The following is a 23,369-nucleotide window of genomic DNA, read 5'->3' on the forward strand; positions in this document are numbered from 1 at the left end:
GGTCAAGAGGCCGCGCTCCGGTTGGCGTCGGCGCCCGCGCCGCCCTGGTCCCCGTCCCGGGCCAGCCAGTCGGCGATGGTCGCGGCGATCGGCTGGCCGGTGTCCATCTCGACGAAACCGAACTGGCCCGACTGGTTGCACTCCAGGAACCACCAGATCCCGTCGGTGTCCTCCGCGAAGTCGAACGCGCCGTAGGACAGTTCGGCACCCCTCATGTACCGCAGGACACCCTCGGCGACACGGGGAGGCACCTCGGCCGGAAGCCAGGGGGAGCCCGACCGGGCGAAACGGACGTCCACCTCGTCGGAGCCGGCGTCCGGGTCGGCGGGCTTGCGCGCGGCGAGCAGGGCGTCGCCGACGACGGTGAGCCGGATGTCGGCCCGCTTCACGACGCGCCGCTGCAGCAGGGTCGGGCCGTAGGCGACCGCGGCGAAGTCGGTGTCCGGCGCGACCCGGCTGGTCGGCACCGCCCGCGGCGGTTCCTGCGGGTGCGCGCCGGACACGGGCTTGACCACCAGGTCCGGAAAGCGTTGCGCGAACTCCCGGGCCGCCTGCGGGAAGGTCGTGATGAGCGTGGCCGGCACGGGGAGTCCGCTGCGCTGCGCCAGGTGCAGCTGCCAGGGCTTGTGGCGGGCACGCCGGGCGGCGTCCGGATGGTTCATCCAGCGCGCGTCCGTCCAGCGCAGCATGCCGTACAGCGCCTGCGCCGACTCCTCGGTCAGCCAGGCCGACGGCTGTGCGGCGCGGGCGGCCGGGTCGCCGGGCCTGCGCACCCAGATGGAGCGCAGGCCGTTCATGCCCACCAGGCGCCCGCCGACGGACAGGTGTCCACGGCAGGCGCCCTGCACGTACTCGCCCGACAGCGCCACCCCGTTGGTGAGGTCGGCGGGGTTCAGGCGGACCACGGGCACGCCGGTCCCGGTCAGCCGGAGGACCACCATGTCCGCTGTCACGTCTTCTTCACTGGTCAGGATGAGCACGGTCATCTGCTGTCGGCCCGTTGCTCAGTCGTCGAAGTGCGTCTTGGAGCCGGCGGTCGAGGTCGTCGTGCCCAGTGCTCTCAAGGTCGCGTGGTCGGTGGCCGCGATCCGCCCGTCCGGGAGGACGTTCAACTGCAGTCCGGAGTCATACGCGTACGGAGTGGTGACGTCCAACTGCACAGCGGGCCGCGCGTAGTTGAGCGTGAACGGTTGCATGGGCTCTCCCTGATTCGGTTTTCACGTCCTTATACGAATCGAACGAGTGGTTGGTTTCCTTACGCTCCGTGATCGGCGTCCGAGAGCGTGCCAAGAAGGTCGTGTGGAGAGGGTAAGGAGAAGGTGCCGGAACAAGGAAACAACGAAACGTTGTTCTGTTGGCGCGCCGGGATAGCATGCGCACATGGCACATGACACCCGCGAGACGGCCCGGCTCAGGCTCGCCGCCCTCACGGCCCGACCAGCTGCCGGCGGCGCCCCGGCGTACCGGCTCGCCGAGGACGCGGCGCTCCTCGGCCGGCTGCTGGCGGTGACCGGGCGGGTGTGGGCCGACGCCGAGGATGTGCCGGAGATCACTGTGGGCGACATCGGTGCGGCCCTGAGTCTCTTCGACGGGCTGCGGCTCCAAGTGGACCGGCTGGAGAGCCAGGTGGTGATGGAGGCGCGGCGCCGCGGCATGGACTGGCGGCAGATCGCCCAGCACCAGGGGCTGAACTCCTCCCAGGCCGCCTCCCAGCGGCACCAGCGGCTGACGACCCGGCTGGAAGAGATCCGCCAGGGCGTCAGGTAGAAAGACGAGTGTGGAAATGACGGACCAGCCCGATGAGCTGTTCGCGGCGGTGGACTTGCTGCTCGCCGCCGTCGACGGCGGCACCGTGCTGCCCGCCCCCGCGGAGCGGACGCGCCTGCGGGAGGCAGCCGGCCTGACCGAGGCCGCCGTCGCCCAGGCCCTCGGCGTACGGGTCCCCAGTATCCGGTCCTGGGAAGCGGGCCGCACCGAGCCCAAGGGCGACCGCCGAGAGGCCTACCGCCGCCTCCTCGACGGCCTTGCGGCCCGCTACCCGGCACCGCCTGCCGAACCGGCGGAGCCGGCCGCCGACACATCGCGAAGCGCGCGGCGCCGGGAGCCGGGCCCGACCGGGTCCGTGCCGACCGGGTCCGTGCCGACCGGGTCCGCGCCGACCGGGTCCGCGCCGACCGGCCCGGGCCGCAGGGAGCCGGCAGAGCCTGCCTCCCGTCCCCGTGTTTCGCCGTCGGCCGCGGCGGCACCGGACGGCCCGGTGGACGCCGGCCCGCCGCGCCCCGCCTCTGCGGCACCGGCCGTCGTGCCGTCGGTCTCCGGTGCACCGGGTGGTGGCGGGGCATCACCGTCGGTTGTTCCGGACCCGGGTGTGCCGTCGTCGGTCGCCGGCGTGCCGGGCGGCGCCGGCCGGGTGCTCGGGGCCGGAGTGCCGGGTCAGGGTGTTCCGGGTCAGGGGGTTCCGTCTTCTGCCTCGGACGAGCCGGGTGATGGCAGCCGGGTGCCGGGAGCCGCTGCTCCGGGGCCGGTCGCCGCGTCGTCGTCCGAGGCCCCGCACGCCGCCGCGTCCGCGAGCGGTGCACGGCCGGCTGTGCGGCCGGTGCCCCGTGCCGGCTCTCCGTCCCGTCCCACTGCCAGGAAGTCCGTCCCCGCCAAGGCCCGAACCGCCGCCGAGGGGGGCGTCGACCCACGTTTCGCGCACGGGCCGCTCGCCGTCGTCGACGTCGATGACGACGGGTGCGTGAGTGCGTACTGCGTCGGCGGGCTGGTTCTCGACGTGCCCGCCAAGTCGCTGCCCGCGCTGGTGGAGTGGACGCTGGCCGAGGCCCGGCTGGGGCAGCCGCGGCTGCACCGGTCCGGCAAGGACGCCGACCCGCTCGTGGTGCTGACGGAGTCGGCGTGCGTGCGCTACGGGCTGCCGCCGCGGCTGAGCGACGAGGAGCGGCTGGCCGGCCGGATCGCCGACACGCACAAGGCGGTCCGGCAGCTGCAGAAGGCCGACTGGCGGCTCACCAGGCGCGGCTTCGGACCGTGGGCCCGGATCTACCGCCCCGCCGAGGGCGGCCGGCGCAGCTGTGTCCAGCTGTGCCTGCCGTCCTGGCACGCGCTGGACGCCCGGCACTGGGGCGACGCCGCAACGCTGCCGGCCGCCGAACTCGCCAGGGTCCTCGGTGTCTACGCCACCCGTGTGCTCACCCCGCGCGGCTCCACCGCCGTCACCGGCCTGGAGCTGATGACCGCCCTGCATCCACCGACCCGCGCCGCGAAGGACGAGCACGGCCAGTGGGTGTCCGCGCCGAACCCGGGCGCCCTGACCGAGGCCGTCGACTGCGCGCCCTGCGAGGCTCCGGACGGGCACCCGCTCCTGGCCCACCTGCCCCGCTTCCACCAGCGCACGCCGAGCGAGATGCTCTTCGAGGAGGCGTACGACTGGGCCCGGCCGCTGACCGACGAGGAGTGCATGCAGCCGTACCTGGTCGGTATCGACGTCAACATGGCGTTCGCGGCAGCCGCCAACCGCACGGTCGTCGGCCTCGGCGCCCCGCGGCACGTGCACAACCCGGAGTTCGACCCCGCGCTGCCCGGCTCCTGGCTGGTGGACCTCTCCCACATCCCTCTCGACCCCCGGCTGCCCAGCCCCTTCACCCCGCACGGCGAGCCGCCGGAGGGCCCCGCCTGGTACGCGACGCCCACCGTCGCGTACGCGCTCGAACTCGGCTACGCGGTCGCCCCCTTGGAGGCCTACGTCCGTCCCGAGCACGGCGCCTACCTGGACGCCTGGTACACCCGGCTGCGCGATGCCTACATCGCCACGATGGCCGACCTCGGGGTGACCACCGACCTGGCGCCCGAGGAGTTCCTGTCCGCGATGGACGGTCACAGGAGCCGCGACCCGCACCTCGCGCTCGTGCTCGCGGCGATCAAGGCAACCGTCAAGGGCGGCATCGGCAAGCTGCGCGAGCGGGCCCGCTCCGGCTGGCGGCCGGGCGAGCGCTGGGCGGCACTGGACCGGCCGACCTGGCGCCCCGACATCCGGGCCGCCATCATCTCCAAGGCCCGGGTCAACATGCACCGCAAGATGCTGAACCTGGCCCGCGCCACCGGCTGTTACCCGGTCGCGGTGCTGTCCGACTGCGCGGTGTACGCCTCCGCCGGGCCGACCCCGCTGGACTTCCTGCCGTACCGTGACGGCAAGCCGCTGCCCGGCGGCTTCCGCATCGGCGTGAGCCCCGGCATGGTCAAGCACGAGGGCACGCAGAGCGTGCTGTGGGCGGAGGGGCTGCGCGAGGAGCACGGCGATCACCTCAACCTGGCCCGCTACATCAAGTCCGGGCGGATCACCGCCCCGGACGAGGGGGAGTAGCTCCCCGGGTCACCGCGCGGCGAGTGCGTCGCGTGCCGCCGCCAGGGTCCGGTCGACGTAACCACGGCCGAACAGCACGACGTGCACCAGCAGCGGGAAGAGCCGGTGCAGCCCGACCCGCTGCCGCCAGCCGTCGGCCGGCGGGGACACCTCCCGGTACCCGGCCAGGACCCGCTCCAGCTGAGGGCAGCCGAACAGCTGGAGCATCGCCAGGTCCGTCTCCCGGTGCCCGCCGTGCGCGGCCGGGTCGATGAGCCGGACCTCACCGTCGGCACCCCACAGCACATTGCCGTTCCACAGGTCGCCGTGCAGTCGTGCGGGCGGTTCGGGCGGCCCGGCCAGCTCCGGGAGCCGCTCGCAGACCCGCTCCACCGGTGCGGCCTCGTCCGCGCCGAGGGTGCCCGCGTCCACCGCCGCCCGCAGATACGGCAGCACGCGGTGCTCGGCGTACCAGCGCGGCCAGTCGCCGTCCGGGGCGTTGCGCATGGGCGCGCGACCGATGTACGCGTCCTGCGGCCCACCGGGCGGCGGCGCCCCGAACGCGGGTGCGCCGGCGGCGTGCAGTGCGGCCAGCGCCCGGCCGAAACAAAGCGCCGCCTCGGGTCCGGGGCGGCCGGTCGGCACCCGCTCGGTCACCATCCAGTGTTCGTCGTGGCCGAGCACCTCCGGCACCCGCACCGCGCCCGCCGCGGCCAGCCAGCGCAGCCCCGCCACCTCCGCGCGCACGACTCGGGGGGCGTCGCCGCGCTTGACCATCACCACCGTCCCACCGTTCAGCGTGACTTCGGTGGGTGACCCGGACGGCCCCCGCACGCCGGTGACCCCGCGTCCGGTGAGCCGCGCCGCCACCTGTACCGGATCCTCGTCTCGGTCGACCACGGCCCCAGGGTACGGCCCGCAACCGACGCCCCCGCCCCGGCGCCTGTCGGTCGGGCGCGACCGGCGTGGCGAGCTCCGGCCGACGGGGCGCGGCTTCGTCTGCACCGGCCTGTACGTGGCCCGGATGCACGAGGTCTTCCGGGACGTTCCCCGACGGCGCCCGCCGCAAGGCGGTGAATAACCTGCGCGGTGGTCGCGCCGGTCGTCGGACGCCGAGGGCCTACGACCGGGTCAGCCCGACCGGGTTGCCCGGCGGCAGCAGCCCCGAGCCCTCGACGGCCCGCGCCAGCGGCTCCAGCAGCCCGGCGAGCCGCGAGGCGCGGTCCGCGCCCAGTACGGTCCACGGCCGCTCGGCCGCCGCGTCGGTCAGCGCCTCGATGTCCGCGCGCAGGGCCGCCCCGGCCGGGGTCGGCGAGCCGTCCTCGGCCAGGAGGCCGTCCTCGCGCAGCCGGGCCGCGGCGGCATCCCAGTCCGTCTGCTCCCATTTCCGGGTCTCCCGCAGGAACGGCCCGTCGGACTCCCCGGCCGCCGCCTTGAGCACCATGGCCTCGAGCGGCCCCAGCCCCCGGCTCACCAGCGCCGCGACATGACCGTCACCGCGGTGCTCCCGCAGCGTCGTCACCGCCTGCCACAGCCGCGCGGCGGGCCGCTCCGGGCGGTCCAGCGCCTGGTTCGCGGCGCCCAGCACCCGCCCCGGCACATCGGCCGCTGCCGCCGCCTCCCAGGCGAGGTCGGCGGCCTGGGTGAACTCCGCGGAAGCCAGGACATCCTGGCCGAACAGGCGGCTCATCGCCGCCTCCATGGCCTCGGACCGGGCCGTCAGCACGTCCGCCGGAGCGGCGTACGCCCAGGCGTCCGGCAGTGCACGGCCCACCCGGGCGGGGTGGAAGACGTAGAAACTGCTCGTCACCACGGACGGGCCGACCGGGCCGAGCGGGGCGGCACGCAGTGCGAAGTATCCCATCCAGAACCCGCGCAGCCCGAGCGCGTCCGCCGCCGCGTGCGCCTCCGGCGCAAAGTACACAAGATCGTGCACCGGCTCGTACCGCTCCCACATGGCGCGCGCCATCCCGTCCGCCACTGTTTCCTCCCGCCGTTTCGGCCTGCTGTGCTGTCGGCACCAGCCTGCGTTATGACGGCGGTCATAACAAGACCCTCTCCGTGGTTTGCGGACGGGTGCGTTGGTTCAGACGGGTGGCGCGGTGACCCGGCTGGGCTGGCTCGGATGGTGCGGGACCCGTCGCTGACTGACGGTGGTTCATGTCGGGGCCGGTGTGACCAGCTGATGAGGTATCCGCTGCCCGGCCACGGCGGAAGGACACCGATATGCGTTCTGCCCGCATGCTCCTGGCCACGGCGGCAGCCACCGCCGCCCTCGCCTTCGCCACGCCCGGCGCCGCGTTCGCGGTGCCCGCAGGCGATGACGGCGGCCGTGACGACTCCTCGTACAGCCAGGACCACGACAGCGATCACGACGGCGACTACGACGGCGACTACGACGGCGACCACGGCGGAGACCACGACAAGGGTTCGGGTGGTGACCACGACAACGGTTCGGGTGGTGACCACGACAACGGTTCGGACGGTGACCACGACAAGGGTTCGGGCGGTGACCACGACAAGGGTTCGGGCGGCGGCCACCACTACGGCAAGGGGCACGGCGGCGACCGGGCAGGCAAGCCTCGCGGCGGAGTGCACACGGGCGGCGGTGCGCTGTCCCTGGTGCGGGGCGACGACTGGGGCTCGGACGACGGCGACAGCGACCACGACAAGGGCTCCGGCGGAGACCACGACAGCGACCATGGCAAGGGTTCCGGCAACGAGCATGGCAAGGGTTCCGGCCACGATCACGGCAAGGGTTCCGGCAGGGACCACGACGACGATTCGGGCCGCGACCACGACAATGACCACGGACGGGACAAGCCGCGTGGCGGTATGCACACCGGCGGCGGTGCGCTCGCCGTGGTGAAGGGCGACGACCAGGGCTCCGGTCGCGACGACAGCCGCTTCGATCCCGAGAGCTACCGGGACAAGGGCCAGGACGGCGGTCGCGGCTACAACGACCGGGGCGAGGACCGCGACGGGCCGCGCGGCGGTATGCACACCGGCGGCGGCGCACTCGCCGCGCCCAGTGTCACCGCGGGTGGGCTGGCCGTGCTCGCCGCGGGCGCGACCGGTGTCTACGTGCTGCGCCGCCGCAAGGCCGTCGAGCAGACCTCCTGACCGGCCGCCACGGCCCGGGGGCAGCGGTCGCCGCCGGCGCGCGCACCACGCCGGCGGCCCGCGCCCCCGCGGCCGGAACCCCGTCGCCATCCCGCGATGTCCTGTCCTGATTCCCGTGCTGCCGTTCCCGAGTGAGGTGGTGTCCGATGGCAGCAGATCCCTCCTCCGCGACCCCCTCCACACCGGCGGCGCACGACCAGGGCACCCGCCCCGGCGGGCGGCTGACGCTGTGGGGCGTGGCCGCCGCCATCCTGGCCGTCGGCGTGCTCGGCGGCCACCACGGGGTGTCCGTCACGACGGACGTGGCCCGCGGCTCGGGCGCGAACGCCGTCCAGGCCGATCCGCACCGGGTCGGCGAGGCGCTGCCGAGGTCCGCGCCGACCCGGCTGCTCATCCCGAAGATCGCCGTGAACGCCCCTTTCACCGCCCTGACGACCAACGCCTCGGGTCAGCTCCAGCCGCCGCCCGCGGCCAACACCAACCTCGTCGGCTGGTACTCCAAGGGCGCGGCGCCCGGCGAGGCCGGCACCTCGATCATCGCCGGGCACGTCGACACGGCGACCTCCGCGGCCGTCTTCGCCAACCTCGACGAACTGAAGGCCGGCGACCGGTTCTCCGTCGAGCGGGCCGACGGGAGCAGGGCGGACTTCGTCGTGGACAGCGCCGAGACCTTCGAGAAGGACAAGTTCCCCAGCAGGCGCGTGTACGCCGACGCGCCCCGCCCCGAGGCCCGGCTCATCACCTGCGCCGGGGACTACGACCACTCGGTCAAGGACTACACCGAGAACCTGGTGGTCTTCGCCCACCTCGTGTGAGTACCGCGTACCCACTTTTTTGTGGGTACTTGGCGTTCCCTGCCCGTACGCGAGAGGCTCTTGGGCGAGGCCGGGGGCCGACGGAGAACGGGACGGAGGTGAGACGGTGACAGTACGTCAGGACGCCGGGAGGGACTCGGTGAGCCTCTCCAGACGGCGGTGGCCCCAGTCCGACAACGGGCCGAGCGCCTCGGACAGGTCGCGGCCGAACCCGGTCAGCGAGTACACGGTCTTCAGGGGCAGCGTGTCGTGCACCTCCCGGTGCACCAGACCGTCCTCCTCCATCTCGCGCAGCGCCTGAGTCAGCACCTTCTCGCTCAGCCCCGGCAGCAGGCGGCGCAGCTCGCCGGGCCGGTGCGGGCCGGACTCCAGCAGCCACAGCAACGACGTCTTCCACTTGCCGTCGATCACCGCGATCGCCGCGGTGACTCCGCAGACGTTCACGTCCCGGGCTCGGCTGCGCGTCATCCTCGTCCTCTCAGGTCCGCCGTCCGGCCACTCTTCCTTTACCGGCGGATCTTGTCATAGTCGTTCATGCATACGGGAGTTGAGTCATGCCCATATCCCCGACACGGCCCGCTGTCACCGTCCTCGGACTCGGTCCGATGGGGCGCGCGCTCGCCGGCGCGTTCCTGAAGGCGGGACTGCGGACCACGGTCTGGAACCGTACGCCGGGCAGGGACCGGGAGCTGATCGGGCAGGGGGCGGCCGGTGCCGCGTCCGCCGAGGAGGCCGTGGCCGCCGGTGACCTGGTCGTCGTCTGTGTCGTGAACTACGCGGCCGTCGACGCCGTCCTGCGGCGCGACCCGGTCGCCCGCGCGTTGAAGGGCCGTACCGTCGTGAACCTCACCGCCGACACCCCGGACCGCGCCCGCGACACCGCGGACTGGGCGGCGTCCCACGGCATCCGCTACCTCGACGGCGCCGTCATGACGCCGGCTCCCAGCATCGGCACGCCCGAGGCGGTCTTCCTGCACAGCGGTCAGCGGGACCTCTTCGAGGAGCACCGGGAGGTTCTGGAGGCCCTGGGCGGGACGCACACCCATCTCGGTGAGGAGGTGGGGCGCGCCGCCACCTACGACATCGCCTTGCTCGACATCTTCTGGACGGCGATGGCGGGCTTCGCGCACGCCGTGGCGCTCGCCCGGGCCGAGGGCGTCACCGCCGGGGAACTGGCGCCCTTCGCCCAGGGCATCGGCGCGATCCTGCCGCCGCTGTTCGCGACCTTCGCCGAGGACGCCGACAACGGCACCTACTCGGGGCAGATCAACCCCATCACCTCGGCCGTGTCCAGCATGGCCCATGTCGTCGAGGTGTCGGAGGCGCACGGCATCGACGCGGGGGTGATGCGCGCGGTGGAGGGCATGGCCCGCCGGGTCATCGGGCTCGGCCACGGCACGGACGGGTTCATACGGGTCGCCGAGGTGATCGGCCGCCACTGAGGCGGGCCCCGCGCCCCTGCGTGGCCGGCACGAGCCGTGGTACGCCACTCGAGGCACCGGAGTCCGCACGCAGCGTGAGCGGCCCGGCCGCTGACTGAGCCTCGACTTGTGCCGGCGGCGCCACGATGGAACGCTTCGGTCCGCCGGTCGCCACCATGGTCGGCAGTGGCTGTGAGCACCGGTTTCACCCAAGGCGCACCCTCGCCCGGGACCGGTCGTGGGACGAGCGGGGGAGTGGCCGATGGAGCTGGAACTGCGGCATCTGCGTGTGCTGTGCGCGATCGCCGACGCGGGCAGTGTGGGCCGTGCGGCCACACAGCTCGGGTACTCGCAGCCCGCCGTGAGCACCCAGCTCCGGCGCATCGAGCGCCATCTGGGCGAGCCGCTGTTCGAACGCGGCAGCAGCGGGGTGCGGCCCACCCGCTACGGCGTCGAGGTCGTCGCGCAGGCCAGGGATGTCCTGGCCCGCGCCGACGCCATCGGCCACCGGTCGGCCGCGGCCCGATCCCGGCGCTCGCTGCGGGTGGCAGCGACCAACTCGCCCATCCTGTCCGGCACGGTCTCCCGCGTCCGTACCCGGCTGCCGGAGTTGTCCCTGGCGGTCAACAGCGTCTACGCCTCCTCGCGGATAGTGGAACTGCTGGAGGAGGGCACGGTGGACGCGGCCATCGCCGCCGACTACCCGGGCATGGAGCTGAGGCACTCGACCGCCGTGCAACACCGGGGGATCGTCACCGAGCCGACGTTCGTGGCCCTGCCCTCCCGGCACCGGCTGCGCCAGTGCGCCCAGGTGCAGCTGGCGGACCTGGCCGAGGACGCCTGGTTCGTGACCCCGGACGACGGCGCCGGGTGGCCCGGGGTGTTCTACGACGCCTGTGCGGCGGCCGGGTTCGCCCCGGTCACCGTCCACGAGTTCCTCGGCGACCAGACCCAGCTGCAGAGCATGATCGCCGACGGCTTCGGGGTGGCCATGGTCCAGCCGACGCTGCGTCCGATCCCGCACATCATGGTCAAGCCGCTCGCCGGCTCCCCGCTGTGGTGCCGTTACGTGCTGGCCTGGCGGCCTGACACCGTCGGCGACGACGTGGTGGAGACCCTCTTCCAGTCGGCCACCGCCGCCTACCGTGACCTCGTCGGGCAGGCACCGCACCTGCGGGACTGGGCCTCGCGCATCTGGAACATCGCCGGCGCGTAGCGGGCCTGGACGTACAGGGATCGCCAGGATGTTATGAGCGATCAATGTCATGTGCTATGTCACGCGGCATTGTTGGGGCCGGTGGCGCACTGAGAAAGTGCCTCACACGCCTCAACCCCCCACAGAGGCGCATCTATCAGTGGAGGAATCCTGATGCGCTATCGCTTCACGCTGCCCAGACGCGTGGCGGGCGCCGCCGCCGTCTGCGTGACGGTGGCCGGCCTGCTCGCGACGCCTGCGTTCGCGGCACCCCAGCCACACACCGGCACGACCGTCACCGCTTCCCGCCGGCACACCCCCGTGCCACCGCCCACCGGTGCGCTCACCGATGCCACCGAGCGTTCCGCGAGCCAGGCGCGAAAGCTCAGTCCGGCACAACTCCCGCCGCAGGCACCGATGTTCACCCGGCACCGGAGTATGGAGTCCCACCGGGTCCGGGCGGCGTCCTGCACCCCGGCCGACTTCGGCAGCCGTACCGGATCCGCCCTGGTCTCCTTCGTGAAGGCCTCGTCCGCGGAGTGCCTCAACAGCCTCTTCCCGGTCACCGGCAAGGACGCGCACGACATCTTCCGGCAGTCCCAGATGCAGACCGTGGCAAGGGCGTTCACACGCACCGCCGGGCGCTATCAGGGCGACAACTCGGGCAGTCTGCTGCAGCTCGTGATGTTCCTGCGCGCCGGCTACTACGTGCAGTTCAACGATCCCGGCGACGTGGGGTCGTACACCTCGCGCCTGACCACCGCCGTCACGGGCGGCCTGGACACGTTCTTCGCCCGTTCCCACTCCGAGGACGTGACGGCCGCGAACGGTGACATCCTCGGCGAGACCGTCATCCTCACCGACAGCGCCGACCAGCAGGGCCGCTATCTGTCGGTGTACCGGCGGCTGCTCGAGGACTACGACAGCTCCTACGACGCCGTCGACAGCATGATCAGGGCCGTCAACGACGTCTACACGCCGCTGTGGCGCGGCAACTGGAACCCGGCGTACGTACAGGCGCTCGACGCCGACCCGCGCATCATCGACACCCTGCACGACTTCGCGCTGGCCAACACCGACCAGCTCGGCACCAGCCTGGCCTTCCTGGACGCCAACGCCGGCATGAACCTGGCCCGTTACGTCGAACACCCCGAACTGCGGGACGCGGTGAAGCCGTTGACCAAGGACCTGCTGGACCGGACCGGGATCACCGGCCCCACGGCCGGACTCTGGGTCGCCGTGGCCACGCAGGCGAACTACTACGACAGCGCCGACTGCGCGTACTACGACGTCTGCGACCTGCCGGGCAAGCTCACCAAGGCCGTCCTGCCCGTCACCCACCAGTGCGACGCGAACATCAGCATCCGCGCCCAGGCGCTCACCGCGGCCGACCTCGACGCCGCCTGCGCCAGCGTGCTGAACCAGGACGCCTACTTCCGCTCCGTGGTGAAGTCCGACGGCCCGATACCGGGCCAGTACGTCTCGGCCATCCAGCTCGTCGTCTTCGCCAGCCGCGCCGACTACCAGACCTACGCGGGCGCGATGTACGGCATCAGCACGGACAACGGCGGCATGACACTGGACGGTGACCCGTCGAACCCGGCCAACCAGGTGCTGTCGATCATGTACCAGAAGGGTTATGACGACGGCTTCACGGCCCGGATCTGGAACCTCAACCACGAGTTCACGCACTTCCTCGACGGCCGCGACGACATGTTGGGCGACTTCGGCCAGCAGATCTCGGTGCCGGACATCTGGTGGATCGAGGGTGTCGCCGAATACGTCTCCTACAGCTACCGCGGCCTCGCCGACGACCAGGCCGTCCAGGAGGCCGGCAAGCACACCTACAAGCTGAGCACGCTGTTCCAGAGCACGTACGACAACAGTGATGTGATCCGTACCTACCCGTGGGGCTACCTCGCCGTGCGCTACATGGCCGAGAACCACCCCGACGACCTCCAGCGCATGCTGGCCCGGTTCCGCGTCGGCGACTACGCCGGCGGCCACGCCGTCTACCAGGATGGCATCGGCACCCGCTACGACGCCGACTTCGACCAGTGGCTCACGGCGTGCGCCGCGGGCGCCTGCGCCACGCCCAGCAAGGCCTGACCGCACACGCCACAACGACGACGGCCGCCGACCGGAAACCCGGTCGGCGGCCGTCGCCCTGCGTGGACACCCGTCAGACGGCCGTCGCCGGGTAGGTCGGGTACTCGACGCCCGAGACGTGCTGGACGACGCGGACGACCTGGCAGGAGTAGCCGAACTCGTTGTCGTACCAGAGGTAGAGGATGGCGTTGTCGCCGTCGACCTTGAGCGCGCCGGCGTCCACGATCGAGGCGTGGCGCGAGCCGATGAAGTCGCTGGAGACCGCGTCGGGCGCCGTGGTGAAGTCGATCTGGCGCTTGAGCGACGACGTCAGCGACACCTCGCGCAGGTAGTCGTGGACCTCCTCGCGGGTGGCCTCACGGGCCAGCTGCAGGTTGAGGATCGCGATCGAGACGTCCGGCACGGGGACACGGATCGAGCTGCCGCTGATCTTCGCCTTGAGGTCCGGCAGCGCCTTGGCGACGGCGGAGGCGGCACCCGTCTCGGTGATCACCATGTTGAGCGGCGCGGAGCGGCCCCGGCGCTCGGACTTGTGGTAGTTGTCCAGCAGGTTCTGGTCGTTGGTGAACGAGTGGACGGTCTCCACGTGGCCGCGCAGGACGCCGTACTCGTCGTCCATCGCCTTCAGCGGCGGGACGATCGCGTTGGTGGTGCAGGAGGCGCAGGACAGGATCTGCTCGTCCGGCTTGATCGTGTGGTGGTTGACACCGTGCACGATGTTCGGGACGTCGCCCTTGCCCGGCGCGGTCAGGACGACCTTCTCGATGCCCGGGCGCAGGTGATTGGACAGACCCTCGCGGTCGCGCCACTTGCCGGTGTTGTCGATGAGGATGGCGTCCCGGATGCCGTACTCGGTGTAGTCCACGGCCGTCGGGTCGTCGGCGTAGATGACCTTGATCGCGTTGCCGTTGGCGACGATCGTGCTGGTCTCCTCGTCCACGGTGATCGTGCCCTGGAACTGGCCGTGGATGGAGTCGCGGCGCAGCAGCGAGGCGCGCTTGACGATGTCCTGCGCGCCGCCGCCGCGCACGACGATGGCGCGCAGGCGCAGGCCGTTGCCGGAGCCGGCCTTCTCGATCAGCAGGCGGGCGACGAGCCGGCCGATGCGGCCGAAGCCGTAGAGGACGACATCGCGCGGCTCGCGGCGGTCGATCTTGTTGGCGCCGGTGGCACCCGCGACGGCCTCGGCGGTGAACTCCGCCACGCTCAGGCCGCGCTCGTCGGCCTGGTACATGGTGGCCAGCATGCCGAGGTCGATCTGGGAGGGCCCGAGGTCGAGGGCGGTCAGGGCCTGGAGGAACGGCATGGTCTCGGTGACCGACAGCTCCTCACCGGCGATCTGCCGGGCGAAGCGGTGCGTCTTCAGGATGCTGACCACCGACTTGTTCACCAAGGAGCGGCTGTGCAGCAGGACGGTCACGTCCCGCTCCCGGTGCAGCTTCCCGATGAGCGGGATCATCGACTCCGCGATCTCCTCGCGGGTCTTCCAGTTAGTGAACGAGTCGTCGTTGACAGTCACAGATCTATCTTTCGAGCTAGGCAGCGCTCATATGGTAACCACACCTTACGGCCGCCCTTCATGGGGCCTCTCACAGGGGTGGCGGGCGGGGGTGGTTCGTCCCTGTTTCGCCACCCGTGGAGTCAGTTCCTGAATCAGGGTGGAACATCGTAAGAAACCCGGGTCGTCGAGTGCCCGCGCGGACCGGTGTGATCAGGTCGGAGGGTGAGCACGTCCTCCGTCCCCCCGCCCGAACGGGCCGCCCCCGCCGGTCCCCGTCGCCCGTCCCCGCGCCCGGGTGCCCGGCACCGGATCCCGCCCGGCGCCCTGCCGGCCCTCGCCCTGTTCGCGGCCGTGCGGCTCGCCGGCGTCCTCGCTGTGATCTTCACCAACCACCTCACCGGACACCCGCTGGTCAGAAGCCTCGCCCACTCCTGGGACTCCCGTTGGTACCTGCACATCGCCACACACGGTTACGGCCACCTCATCTGGGTCGCCCCGACCAGCGCCGTCCAGACCGACTGGGCGTTCTTCCCGCTCTACCCGGGACTCATCCGCGCCCTGACCCTGGTGCTGCCGCTCACCCCCGCCCAGGCCGCGATGCTCATCGCCTGGGCAGCGGCGGGCGTGGCCGCCTACGGCATCTACGCCATCGGCCATCTGCTGGAGGGGCGGGGCCTCGCCACCGCGCTGGTCGCCCTGTGGGCCGTGCAGCCGCACGCCGTCGAACTCACCATCGCCTACACCGAGTCGTTGTTCGCCGCGCTCGCCGCCTGCTCCCTCTACTGCGTGCTCAGGGGCCGCTGGCTGTGGGCGGGAGCGCTGGCCGCGCTGGCCGGCCTCACCCGGCCGACCGGCTTCGCCGTCGCGATCGCGGTGGGTGCCGCCGCCGCGCACGAGGTGCTGCGCCGGCGCGGCCGGGTACCGGTGACCCTGTGGGCGGGGGTCCTGCTCGCCCCGCTGGGCTGGCTCGGCTATGTGCTGTGGGTCGGGCACCGCATCGGCGACCTGACCGGCGGCTACTTCACGGTGCAGAGCGCGTGGGGCTCGCGCTTCGACTTCGGCACCGGCTCCCTGCGCTTCCTGCGGGCGCTGCTCCTGCACGGCGGTGGCGTCGTGTATCCCGCCGCCCTGGCCGTCGTCGCGGCCGGGGTGCTGCTGTTCGTGCTGCTCTGCCTGGACCGCGCTCCGCTGCCCCTGGTGGTCTTCGCCGGAGTCCTGGTCCTGGTCGTGGTCTGCGGATCCGGTTCCTTCTCCTCCAAGCCGCGCTTCCTGCTGCCGGTCTTCCCGCTGCTGATCCCGCCCGCGCGAGCACTCGCCCACGCCTTCCGGACGCGACCGGCGCAGGTGCTGGTCGTCGGAGCCGCGCTGACCGTCGTGTCCCTGCTGTTCGGCGCCTATGTGACGGTGGTGGCCCACTCCCCGCTGTGAGGTCGGTGCGGGCCGGTACGCCGCTCGCGAAGGGCGCTCCGCCCGGTGCCGACCCGCCCGGCGCGAGCCCGGGTGCCGCCCCCTCGTACCGCTTGCGTGCGGGGTTGGCGAGCGGCTCTGCCGGCACGTCGCGCGGGTCCCCCGCCTCCTGGGCCGTGCCGAGCCCGTGTCGTCCGGCGGCCTGTCGACGGCGTACGCCGTGCCCCGGGAGCCGGTCCAGGCGAACATGGCGTGGCTGCGCCGTCCGGGCGACGGCCGGGTACGCTGGCCCGTCGGCCGCCCCTGGGGCAGGATCTTCCTATAACGGTAAAAACTAGGCGTTTGTCTGGAAATCCAGGCGGTCGCCCGCAACGGCCACCGCCCCGCCGGAAGTGATCGATGCCCCGCAAGCGCTCCACGGACCAAGGCGACGAGCTGTTGGCCAGACTCGGGTCGCTCACCGCCCAGGCACGCGAGCGCGCGGAACTGCAACGCACCCAGGTCGAGCTGGCCGTCGCCCTGCAGCGCGGCATGCTGCCCCGGGACCTGCCCGCGGCCCCCGGCCTGCACCTGGCGGTCCGCTACGCGCCCGCCTGCTCCGGCCTCAACGTGGGCGGCGACTGGTACGACGCCTTCGCCCTGCCCGACGGCCGGATCGGCCTGTCCATCGGCGACGTACAGGGCCACAACATCGAGGCCGCCGCCTTCATGGGCCAGGTCCGGGCCGGGCTGCGCGCGCTCGCCTCCGTCACCGGCGAGCCGGGAGAACTCCTCGGCCGCACCAACGACCTGCTGCTGTCCCTGGGCAGCGAGCTGTTCGCCACCTGCACCTTCATGCGGCTCGACCCCGCCACGGGCGAGCTGGAGAGCGCGCGGGCCGGGCACATTCCCTTCGTGTGGGCCACGGCCGACGGCAAGTCCGGCGTCGTCGACGACGAAGGGGGGCCGCCGCTCGGCATCCAGCACGGCATGGACTACCCCGTCACCCGGCACCGGCTCACCACCGGCGGAGTGTTCGTGCTGCTCACCGATGGTGTGGTGGAGGGACCCAGGCTGACCATCGAGGACGGGCTCGAGCAGGTGGTGCGCCTCGCGGGCATCGCCGCGGTCTCCGGCCTGGAGTCGCACGCACTGGCCGCTGCCGTGATCAAGGGCGCCGAGAGCGTGGGCCACGAGGACGATGCCGCCGTCCTCGTCGTGGGCCTCGACAGGCCCGGCGTTCAGCCATAGGGCCGGACGGGGCGCCTCTCGCCTCGCCGCCGTCCGGCCTTCGGTGTCGAATTGCTGCTGTGGTGGCTATCCAGGATCTGCGCCGGCCGGGCGGCTACGCCGTTCAGGTGCTGGCCGTCGCGGCCTGCTACTACGGCGCCGGCCGGCTCGGACTGCTGCGCCGGCTCACCGTCGAGGGCGCGGTCGTCACCCCCGTCTGGCCGCCCACCGGTGTCGCCGTCGCCGCGCTGCTGATCCTCGGGCTGGGCTGCTGGCCCGGCATCGCGCTCGGCGCCTACCTCGTCGTCGCGTCCATCAACCCTCCCCACGTCGACGTGATCGGCATTCTCTTCGGCAACACGGTCGCACCGCTGTGTGCGGCACTGCTGCTGCGCCGCGCCCGCTTCCGCACCGACCTCAGCCGGCTGCGGGACGGCCTCGCCCTGGTGTTCCTCGGTGCGCTGGCCGCGATGACGATCAGCGCGACCGTCGGCGTCGGACTGCTCGTCGCCACCGACAAGCTGGCCGCGCACCGCTTCCTGCCCGTCTGGCTGGCCTGGTGGGTGGGCGACGCGATGGGCGTCCTGATCGTCACACCGTTGTTGCTGCTGCTGCACAGAGCCCGCTGGCCGCCACCCTGGCGCCGCTGGAAGGAGTCGACCGCTCTGGCCGTCGTCGCCTGCGGCCTCGTACCGCTGGCCATCTACAGCTCGGTCAGCCTGTTCTTCCTCGTGTATCCGCTGATCATCTGGGCCGCCCTGCGCTTCGAACTCGTGGGCAGCACGCTCTGCGCACTGTTCACGTCCGTGCTGGCCACCGTCGCGGCCACGGACGGGGTCGGGGGCTTCGAGGGGCTGAGCCAGATCGAGGTCATGGCGAAACTCCAGGCCTTCAACGGGGCGATGGCCCTGACCGCGCTGCTGCTGTCCGCCGTGATCACCGAACAGCACAACACCCGGCGCTCGGTGGAACACGCCTGCCAGGAGCTGGTCGAGGTGCTGGAGCACCTCACCGCGGGTGAGGCCCCGCCGCTCGAGCCGCGGCCGGACGCCACCGACGACCGCACCCGGCCCACCGAGACCCAGTGACGACCGGGGAACCGTGCCGACCGACTGGCGACCCGCCCGGGCCCGGACCTGGCGCCCGACGGCGGACACGGACGGCTCTGCCCGTCGCCCGCGCGAAGAGTCCGCTCGTGACGCGGCCGGACCGGCGCCGGCTGTTCCTCGTGGACGACGCTGTTCGTCCCGATCCGGTGGCGGGCGCTCCCCGCAGTGGATCACCCCGCCGCCTGTCCGGCCCGGGCACGCGCGGGCAGTGTCCGGGCCGTCCGACGCCCGTCAGCGGGCCGGCGGCTGCCTCGGGCCGTCGGTCCCGGTCACCGTGCCCGTCACGGCCGGCGTCGTGGCCGTGGCGGTGCGGCCCGGCAGGCCGGCGTCCGGCGGCCGGTCACGGCTGCGTCGAACCGGCGGCTGAGCTCCCGTGACGCCGCCGCAGCAGGTGTCGTAGGGCCAGCGCCGCGAGCAGCGCGCCAAGTCCGGCGAGGACGTAGACCTCGTAGCGGGTGATCCGGTCGTAGACGGTTGTGATGTGGGTGCCCGCCAGGTCGGCCAGGGTCGCCCAGAGGCCGACCCACAGGGCTGCGCCGAGCGCGTTGAAGGCGAGGAAACGGCGCCAGTGCATGCCGGTCGTACCCGCGACGATGCCGTTGGCCTGGCGCAGGCCCTCGACGAACCGGGCCACGGTCACGATCTTGCCGCCGTGCCGGCCGAAGAACTCCTCGGCGGCCACCAGGCGTTTCGGGGTGAGGAAGACGTAGCGGCCCCAGCGGTGCACGAGGGACCGCCCGCCGGTCCGGCCGATGAGGTAGCCGATGTTGTCCCCGACAACGGCCGCGGCGAAGGCGATGGACGCCACGGCCACGATGTTCAGCCGTCCGGCGCCGGCGTCGACCGCCGCGGCGACGAGGATCGTCTCCCCGGGCGCCGGGACGCCGAAGTCCTCCACGAGGACGACGGCCCCGACGGCCCAGTAGCCGTAATGCCCGAGCAGCGGCGCCAGGTGGGCCAGCGGACCCGGAAGCGGAGGGGCCATGCCCCCACGGTACGCCGGGACGCCGCGCCCCCCGCCCGTGGTGGACCGAGGGCGCGGCCGTGACTGCTGTGGGATGCCTACGGGGCTGTCACAGGGCCATGTCGCCCCCGGCGTCACCGGGGTCGGGCTGGCAGGTGTGGCACAGCTCGTGTTCTCCGTCGCGGGTGACGACAGTTCCCCAGCCGAGGCAGTGCTCGCAGTTCCGGGCGAGCGTCAGGTCCGGGCGGGGAGGCAGCAGGGGACTGCGGCCGGCTCCGTACGCCATACGGTGAGCGGCTCCTTGGAATCGGAGGGAATTGTGGGACGTTCTGGGGACACCGCAGGGAAAACGCTGTCCGGATCCCTTCCATTATGTCCCATTGGTTCTATGTCCGATTGGTTCCCGAATGCCGGTAGCTGGTGTCGCCGGACGCCGCTCTTCGGGCCCGGCTCAGTCGAGATTGCCCAGTCGTGCGTCCCGCCACAGGTCGACGCCGCCGTCGGTGGCGTACTTGTCGATCTCGGCCAGTTCCTCCTCGCTGAAGTCGAGGTTCTCCAGCGCCGCGACGTTCTGCTCCAGCTGCTCGGTGCGGGAGGCGCCGATCACCAGGGAGGTGACCCGCCGGTCCCGCAGCGCCCAGGCCAGCGCCAGCTGGCCCAGGGTCTGCCCGCGGCGGGCCGCGATGTCGTTCAGGGCGCGCAGCCGGTGGCGCATGTCCTCCGTCAGCCAGGCGGCGTCGAACGACTTCCCCTGCGCGGCCCGCGAGTCCTGGGGCACGCCCTCGAGGTAGCGGCCGGTGAGCAGCCCCTGGGCGAGCGCCGTGAAACCGATGACGCCGAAGCCCTCCTCCTGGGCCGCGTCCAGCAGGCCATCGGTCTCGATCCAGCGGTTGAGCATGCTGTACGACGGCTGGTGGATCAGCAGCGGGGTGCCCAGGTCCCGGAGGATGGCAGCGGCCTCACGGGTGCGCTCGGTGTCGTAGGAGGAGATGCCCACGTACAGGGCCTTGCCCTGGCGGACGGCGGTGTCGAGCGCGCCCATCGTCTCCTCCAGGGGCGTGCTCGCGTCCAGCCGGTGCGAGTAGAAGATGTCCACGTAGTCCACGCCCATGCGGCGCAGCGACTGGTCCAGCGAGGCGAGCACGTACTTCCGGGAGCCGCCGCCCTGCCCGTAGGGGCCGGGCCACATGTCCCAGCCGGCCTTGGTGGAGATCACCAGCTCGTCCCGGTAGGGCGCGAGGTCCTGCTTCAGCAGCCGCCCGAAGTTGATCTCCGCCGAGCCGTACGGCGGCCCGTAGTTGTTGGCCAGGTCGTGGTGGGTGATCCCGAGGTCGAAGGCGCGCAGGGCGATCTCGCGCTGCGTCTCGAACGGGCGGTCGTCGCCGAAGTTGTGCCAGTAGCCCAGGGACAGGACGGGCAGGTCCAGTCCCGAGCGGCCGGTGCGCCGGTAGCGCATGGTGCCGTTGTAGCGCTCAGGGTCCGCGACGTGGTTCATCGGTGGTTCTCCGGGTGGTGCTGTAGGGGTGCCCGTCGTGTGCGACGGTGCTCGTCCACCCTGCGCCTTCAAGATTCGTAAGTCCAACCGCCGTAGCGGCCGACCCGCACGGCAGGACACCGCGCTCCAGCGGGTCCAGCGAGCGCGACCTGGTCTGGTGCGCCCCGGCCGGCGCCTCGGGCGCTACGCGGTGTGCGGCAGGTCGGCGAGGGCGGACGGCGCAGCCATGGAGCGCAGCCCGGCGGCCTGCAGCTTCGTGATGCGCTCGATCAGGGCGACGGCCAGGGCCGCGGCCAGGAGGCCGAGGGCCTGCACCGCCACGAGCAGCGGCAGCGAGGTGCCGCCGCCGAACCTGCCCGCCAGGGGCAGTACGCCATGCCCGATCCAGGCCGACCACCAGACGTTCACCATGGTGTCCGAGCGGCGCGTGTCCGTGCCGACGGGTGCGCTCGCACGGTGGACGTCCTGCACGAGCCCGCGCGGTACCCAGAGGTTGAACACCGGTATCAGCCAGGCCAGGACCGCCCAGGAGGGGGAACCGGGGAGCTTCTGCGCGCAGAGGAGTTCGGCATTGCGCCGGCAGCGGGCGAACCAGGTGAGGAACAGCACGATCGCCACGGTCATCACGTACAGGTACACCCTCACGGACCAGGCGGCCGAAGAGGCCGACGGATCCAGCAGGTGAGCGCGGACCCGGAGCCCCCGCACCAAGTCGGCACCGGCCGCCGCGCCCACGGCCAGCTGCGTGCAACGGGCGAGGAACCAGGGGGCCTTGGCAGTGGATCCGGGCACGGTGGAAGACCTGTCTGTAAGAGGCGTCCGGCGAAGTCGGCACCATGGAATGGAGATCGGAGGATCGGATCATAGGGCAGGCCGTTCTGGAGGTGTCTCGTCCTGGTGGGGCGTACTCGCACGCCGGGCCCCCGGCAGGGAAAGATGGGCGTCGAGTGTTCGATCACACCGATTGCGGAGGAACGGACTCATGCCGCACGAGCGAGCCGGCCGTCCGGCCGGGCCCGGGGACCTTGTCGACGTGGCGCGGCTGGTCACGGCGTACTACGCGCTGCACCCCGACCCGGCGGACCCGGCACAGCGGGTGGCGTTCGGCACGTCGGGGCACCGGGGTTCGTCCCTGGCGAGAGCCTTCAACGAGGACCACATCGCCGCCACCAGCCAGGCCATCTGCGAGTACCGCGCCGCCCAGGGCACCGACGGCCCCCTCTTCCTCGGCGCCGACACCCATGCCCTGTCGGAACCGGCGAAGGTCACCGCACTCGAGGTGTTCGCCGCGAACGACGTGAGCGTGTTCATCGACGCCGAGGACGGCTACACGCCCACCCCCGCGGTGTCGCACGCCATCCTCACCCACAACCGGGGCCGCACCTCGGGCCTCGCCGACGGGGTCGTCGTCACCCCCTCGCACAACCCGCCCGCGGACGGCGGCTTCAAGTACAACCCGCCCAGCGGGGGACCCGCCGCCTCCGATGCGACCTCCTGGATCCAGGACCGGGCCAACCGGATCATCACGGGCGGCCTGAAGGACGTACGACGCCTGCCCTACGCCCGCGCGCTCGCCGTGGACACGACCCGGCGCTACGACTTCCTCGGCGGCTACGTCGGCGATCTGCCCAGCGTGCTCGACCTCGACGCCGTCCGTACGGCCGGGATCCGGATCGGGGCCGACCCGCTCGGCGGCGCGTCCGTCGGCTACTGGGGGCGCATCGCCGAACAGCACCGCATCGACCTGACGGTGGTCAATCCGCACACCGATCCCACCTGGCGCTTCATGACGCTGGACTGGGACGGCCAGATCCGCATGGACTGCTCCTCGCCGTACGCCATGGCCTCCCTCATCGAGCAGCGTGACCGGTTCCGCATCGCCACCGGCAACGACGCCGACGCCGACCGGCACGGCATCGTCACCCCGGACGGGGGGCTGATGAACCCCAACCACTACCTCGCGGTCGCCGTCTCCTACCTCTACCGGCACCGCGAGCAGTGGCCCGCCGACGCGGGCGTCGGCAAGACCCTCGTCTCCTCCACGATGATCGACCGGGTCGCCGCCGACCTGGACCGCCGACTCGTCGAGGTACCGGTCGGGTTCAAGTGGTTCGTGGACGGACTGGTCAGCGGCGCCCTCGGGTTCGGCGGCGAGGAGTCGGCCGGCGCCTCCTTCCTGCGGCGGGACGGCTCGGTGTGGACCACCGACAAGGACGGCATCCTCCTCGCCCTCCTCGCCTCCGAGATCACCGCCGTCACCGGCCGTACCCCTTCCGAGCATTACGCCGAGCTGACCGCCCGCTTCGGCGAACCCGCCTACGCCCGTATCGACGCGCCCGCCACCCGCGAACAGAAGGCACTGCTGGCCGCACTGTCCCCGGCACAGGTGACCGCCGGCACGCTGGCCGGAGAAGCGGTCACGGCCGTGCTCACCGAGGCGCCCGGCAACGGCGCCGCCATCGGCGGCATCAAGGTGACCACCGCCAACGCCTGGTTCGCGGCCCGGCCCTCGGGCACCGAGGACGTCTACAAGGTCTACGCCGAGTCGTTCCTCGGCGCCGACCACCTCGCCCGGGTGCAGGAGGAGGCCAAGGACGTCGTCCGCGGCGCGCTCGGCGGCTGACCTGCCACCCGTCCCGCGACGGCCTGCACCGTGCCACGACGGCCTGCGCACCGTGCCAC

Annotated in this window: 21 protein-coding genes; 11 read left to right on the plus strand and 10 right to left on the minus strand. The window is 72.3% G+C overall.

What is annotated here, in order from left to right; genetic code table 11:
* Nucleotides 1-2: 2 nt before the first annotated feature.
* Together tgmB and tgmA are read right to left on the minus strand one after the other, a co-directional pair.
* Entirely contained in the window at nt 3-986 is a 984-nt protein-coding gene (gene tgmB / locus K7G59_RS14890; RefSeq protein ID WP_225834299.1) for an ATP-grasp ribosomal peptide maturase, read from the minus strand.
* Nucleotides 987-1,004: 18 nt separating this feature from the next.
* Complete coding sequence (gene tgmA, locus K7G59_RS14895; RefSeq protein ID WP_020938095.1) at nt 1,005-1,196, minus strand: putative ATP-grasp-modified RiPP; 192 nt, start codon at nt 1,194-1,196, stop codon at nt 1,005-1,007.
* Between the two features lie 184 nt (nt 1,197-1,380).
* Between tgmA and K7G59_RS14900 the strand changes: the two genes are divergently transcribed.
* Nucleotides 1,381-1,767, plus strand: a complete 387-nt coding sequence (locus K7G59_RS14900) for a hypothetical protein (protein WP_225834301.1) — start codon at nt 1,381-1,383, stop codon at nt 1,765-1,767.
* 16 nt (nt 1,768-1,783) lie between these two features.
* Nucleotides 1,784-4,360, plus strand: a complete 2,577-nt coding sequence (locus K7G59_RS14905) for a helix-turn-helix transcriptional regulator (RefSeq protein ID WP_225834628.1) — start codon at nt 1,784-1,786, stop codon at nt 4,358-4,360.
* Nucleotides 4,361-4,369: 9 nt separating this feature from the next.
* Here the strand turns inward: K7G59_RS14905 and K7G59_RS14910 are convergent, their stop codons facing one another.
* Together K7G59_RS14910 and K7G59_RS14915 are read right to left on the minus strand one after the other, a co-directional pair.
* A complete protein-coding gene (locus tag K7G59_RS14910; RefSeq protein ID WP_374114229.1) occupies nt 4,370-5,239 on the minus strand; it encodes a fructosamine kinase family protein in 870 nt (289 codons plus the stop codon).
* Between the two features lie 220 nt (nt 5,240-5,459).
* A complete protein-coding gene (locus K7G59_RS14915; protein ID WP_225834304.1) occupies nt 5,460-6,320 on the minus strand; it encodes a hypothetical protein in 861 nt (286 codons plus the stop codon).
* A 245-nt stretch (nt 6,321-6,565) separates the two neighbouring features.
* On the opposite strand from K7G59_RS14915, the gene K7G59_RS34720 reads away from it, so the two are divergent.
* Nucleotides 6,566-7,462 carry a hypothetical protein gene (locus K7G59_RS34720; protein WP_263976329.1) on the plus strand — a complete coding sequence of 299 codons (897 nt, stop codon included), beginning with the start codon at nt 6,566-6,568 and terminating at the stop codon, nt 7,460-7,462.
* A gap of 146 nt (nt 7,463-7,608) precedes the next feature.
* On the plus strand, nt 7,609-8,277 hold the full coding sequence (locus tag K7G59_RS14925; RefSeq protein ID WP_225834307.1) for a class F sortase: 669 nt from the start codon (nt 7,609-7,611) through the stop codon (nt 8,275-8,277).
* Nucleotides 8,278-8,394: 117 nt separating this feature from the next.
* On the opposite strand, the gene K7G59_RS14930 is transcribed toward K7G59_RS14925, so the two are convergent.
* A complete protein-coding gene (locus K7G59_RS14930; RefSeq protein WP_225834309.1) occupies nt 8,395-8,745 on the minus strand; it encodes a helix-turn-helix domain-containing protein in 351 nt (116 codons plus the stop codon).
* Nucleotides 8,746-8,831: 86 nt separating this feature from the next.
* Between K7G59_RS14930 and K7G59_RS14935 the strand changes: the two genes are divergently transcribed.
* The 3 genes from K7G59_RS14935 (at nt 8,832) to K7G59_RS14945 (ending at nt 13,002) form a co-directional block, all read left to right on the plus strand.
* Entirely contained in the window at nt 8,832-9,719 is an 888-nt protein-coding gene (locus K7G59_RS14935; protein ID WP_225834311.1) for an NAD(P)-dependent oxidoreductase, read from the plus strand.
* A 241-nt stretch (nt 9,720-9,960) separates the two neighbouring features.
* Entirely contained in the window at nt 9,961-10,914 is a 954-nt protein-coding gene (locus K7G59_RS14940; protein ID WP_225834313.1) for a LysR family transcriptional regulator, read from the plus strand.
* A 153-nt stretch (nt 10,915-11,067) separates the two neighbouring features.
* Nucleotides 11,068-13,002, plus strand: coding sequence for a collagenase (locus K7G59_RS14945; protein ID WP_225834317.1), 1,935 nt, complete (start codon nt 11,068-11,070; stop codon nt 13,000-13,002).
* 73 nt (nt 13,003-13,075) lie between these two features.
* On the opposite strand, the gene K7G59_RS14950 is transcribed toward K7G59_RS14945, so the two are convergent.
* Nucleotides 13,076-14,521, minus strand: a complete 1,446-nt coding sequence (locus K7G59_RS14950) for a glyceraldehyde-3-phosphate dehydrogenase (protein WP_225834319.1) — start codon at nt 14,519-14,521, stop codon at nt 13,076-13,078.
* Between the two features lie 204 nt (nt 14,522-14,725).
* Here K7G59_RS14950 and K7G59_RS14955 point away from each other — a divergent pair, with 204 nt between their 5' ends.
* The 3 genes from K7G59_RS14955 to K7G59_RS14965 all read left to right on the plus strand — a co-directional run bounded on the left by K7G59_RS14955 (nt 14,726) and on the right by K7G59_RS14965 (nt 18,207).
* Nucleotides 14,726-15,931 carry a hypothetical protein gene (locus K7G59_RS14955; protein ID WP_225834321.1) on the plus strand — a complete coding sequence of 402 codons (1,206 nt, stop codon included), beginning with the start codon at nt 14,726-14,728 and terminating at the stop codon, nt 15,929-15,931.
* A gap of 378 nt (nt 15,932-16,309) precedes the next feature.
* Nucleotides 16,310-17,140, plus strand: a complete 831-nt coding sequence (locus K7G59_RS14960; protein ID WP_225834324.1) for a PP2C family protein-serine/threonine phosphatase — start codon at nt 16,310-16,312, stop codon at nt 17,138-17,140.
* Nucleotides 17,141-17,199: 59 nt separating this feature from the next.
* Nucleotides 17,200-18,207 carry an MASE1 domain-containing protein gene (locus K7G59_RS14965; RefSeq protein ID WP_225834326.1) on the plus strand — a complete coding sequence of 336 codons (1,008 nt, stop codon included), beginning with the start codon at nt 17,200-17,202 and terminating at the stop codon, nt 18,205-18,207.
* 361 nt (nt 18,208-18,568) lie between these two features.
* Here K7G59_RS14965 and K7G59_RS14970 read toward each other — a convergent pair whose 3' ends face one another.
* The 4 genes from K7G59_RS14970 to K7G59_RS14985 all read right to left on the minus strand — a co-directional run bounded on the left by K7G59_RS14970 (nt 18,569) and on the right by K7G59_RS14985 (nt 21,479).
* Nucleotides 18,569-19,213 (minus strand): DedA family protein, encoded by a 645-nt coding sequence (locus K7G59_RS14970; protein ID WP_225834328.1) that lies wholly within the window; start codon nt 19,211-19,213, stop codon nt 18,569-18,571.
* Between the two features lie 88 nt (nt 19,214-19,301).
* Nucleotides 19,302-19,478, minus strand: a complete 177-nt coding sequence (locus tag K7G59_RS14975) for a hypothetical protein (RefSeq protein WP_225834330.1) — start codon at nt 19,476-19,478, stop codon at nt 19,302-19,304.
* Between the two features lie 165 nt (nt 19,479-19,643).
* On the minus strand, nt 19,644-20,687 hold the full coding sequence (gene mgrA / locus K7G59_RS14980) for an L-glyceraldehyde 3-phosphate reductase (protein WP_225834332.1): 1,044 nt from the start codon (nt 20,685-20,687) through the stop codon (nt 19,644-19,646).
* Nucleotides 20,688-20,870: 183 nt separating this feature from the next.
* On the minus strand, nt 20,871-21,479 hold the full coding sequence (locus K7G59_RS14985; protein ID WP_225834334.1) for a DUF4328 domain-containing protein: 609 nt from the start codon (nt 21,477-21,479) through the stop codon (nt 20,871-20,873).
* Nucleotides 21,480-21,669: 190 nt separating this feature from the next.
* Here K7G59_RS14985 and pgm point away from each other — a divergent pair, with 190 nt between their 5' ends.
* Nucleotides 21,670-23,310, plus strand: coding sequence for a phosphoglucomutase (alpha-D-glucose-1,6-bisphosphate-dependent) (gene pgm / locus K7G59_RS14990; RefSeq protein ID WP_225834336.1), 1,641 nt, complete (start codon nt 21,670-21,672; stop codon nt 23,308-23,310).
* The last annotated feature ends 59 nt before the right edge of the window (nt 23,311-23,369 follow it).

It is taken from the genome of Streptomyces sp. NK08204 (assembly GCF_020400585.1).
GTDB lineage: Bacteria > Actinomycetota > Actinomycetes > Streptomycetales > Streptomycetaceae > Streptomyces.

Coding starts and splice junctions, on each gene's coding strand:
- K7G59_RS34720 (WP_263976329.1), top strand. CDS start 6,566: ATGCGTTCTGCCCGCATGCTCCTGGCCACGGCGGCAGCCACCGCCGCC.
- pgm (WP_225834336.1), top strand. CDS start 21,670: ATGCCGCACGAGCGAGCCGGCCGTCCGGCCGGGCCCGGGGACCTTGTC.
- tgmA (WP_020938095.1), bottom strand. CDS start 1,196: ATGCAACCGTTCACGCTCAACTACGCGCGGCCCGCTGTGCAGTTGGAC.
- K7G59_RS14945 (WP_225834317.1), top strand. CDS start 11,068: ATGCGCTATCGCTTCACGCTGCCCAGACGCGTGGCGGGCGCCGCCGCC.
- K7G59_RS14925 (WP_225834307.1), top strand. CDS start 7,609: ATGGCAGCAGATCCCTCCTCCGCGACCCCCTCCACACCGGCGGCGCAC.
- K7G59_RS14905 (WP_225834628.1), top strand. CDS start 1,784: ATGACGGACCAGCCCGATGAGCTGTTCGCGGCGGTGGACTTGCTGCTC.
- K7G59_RS14935 (WP_225834311.1), top strand. CDS start 8,832: ATGCCCATATCCCCGACACGGCCCGCTGTCACCGTCCTCGGACTCGGT.
- tgmB (WP_225834299.1), bottom strand. CDS start 986: ATGACCGTGCTCATCCTGACCAGTGAAGAAGACGTGACAGCGGACATG.
- K7G59_RS14960 (WP_225834324.1), top strand. CDS start 16,310: ATGCCCCGCAAGCGCTCCACGGACCAAGGCGACGAGCTGTTGGCCAGA.
- K7G59_RS14970 (WP_225834328.1), bottom strand. CDS start 19,213: ATGGCCCCTCCGCTTCCGGGTCCGCTGGCCCACCTGGCGCCGCTGCTC.
- K7G59_RS14900 (WP_225834301.1), top strand. CDS start 1,381: ATGGCACATGACACCCGCGAGACGGCCCGGCTCAGGCTCGCCGCCCTC.
- K7G59_RS14930 (WP_225834309.1), bottom strand. CDS start 8,745: ATGACGCGCAGCCGAGCCCGGGACGTGAACGTCTGCGGAGTCACCGCG.
- K7G59_RS14940 (WP_225834313.1), top strand. CDS start 9,961: ATGGAGCTGGAACTGCGGCATCTGCGTGTGCTGTGCGCGATCGCCGAC.
- K7G59_RS14975 (WP_225834330.1), bottom strand. CDS start 19,478: ATGGCGTACGGAGCCGGCCGCAGTCCCCTGCTGCCTCCCCGCCCGGAC.
- mgrA (WP_225834332.1), bottom strand. CDS start 20,687: ATGAACCACGTCGCGGACCCTGAGCGCTACAACGGCACCATGCGCTAC.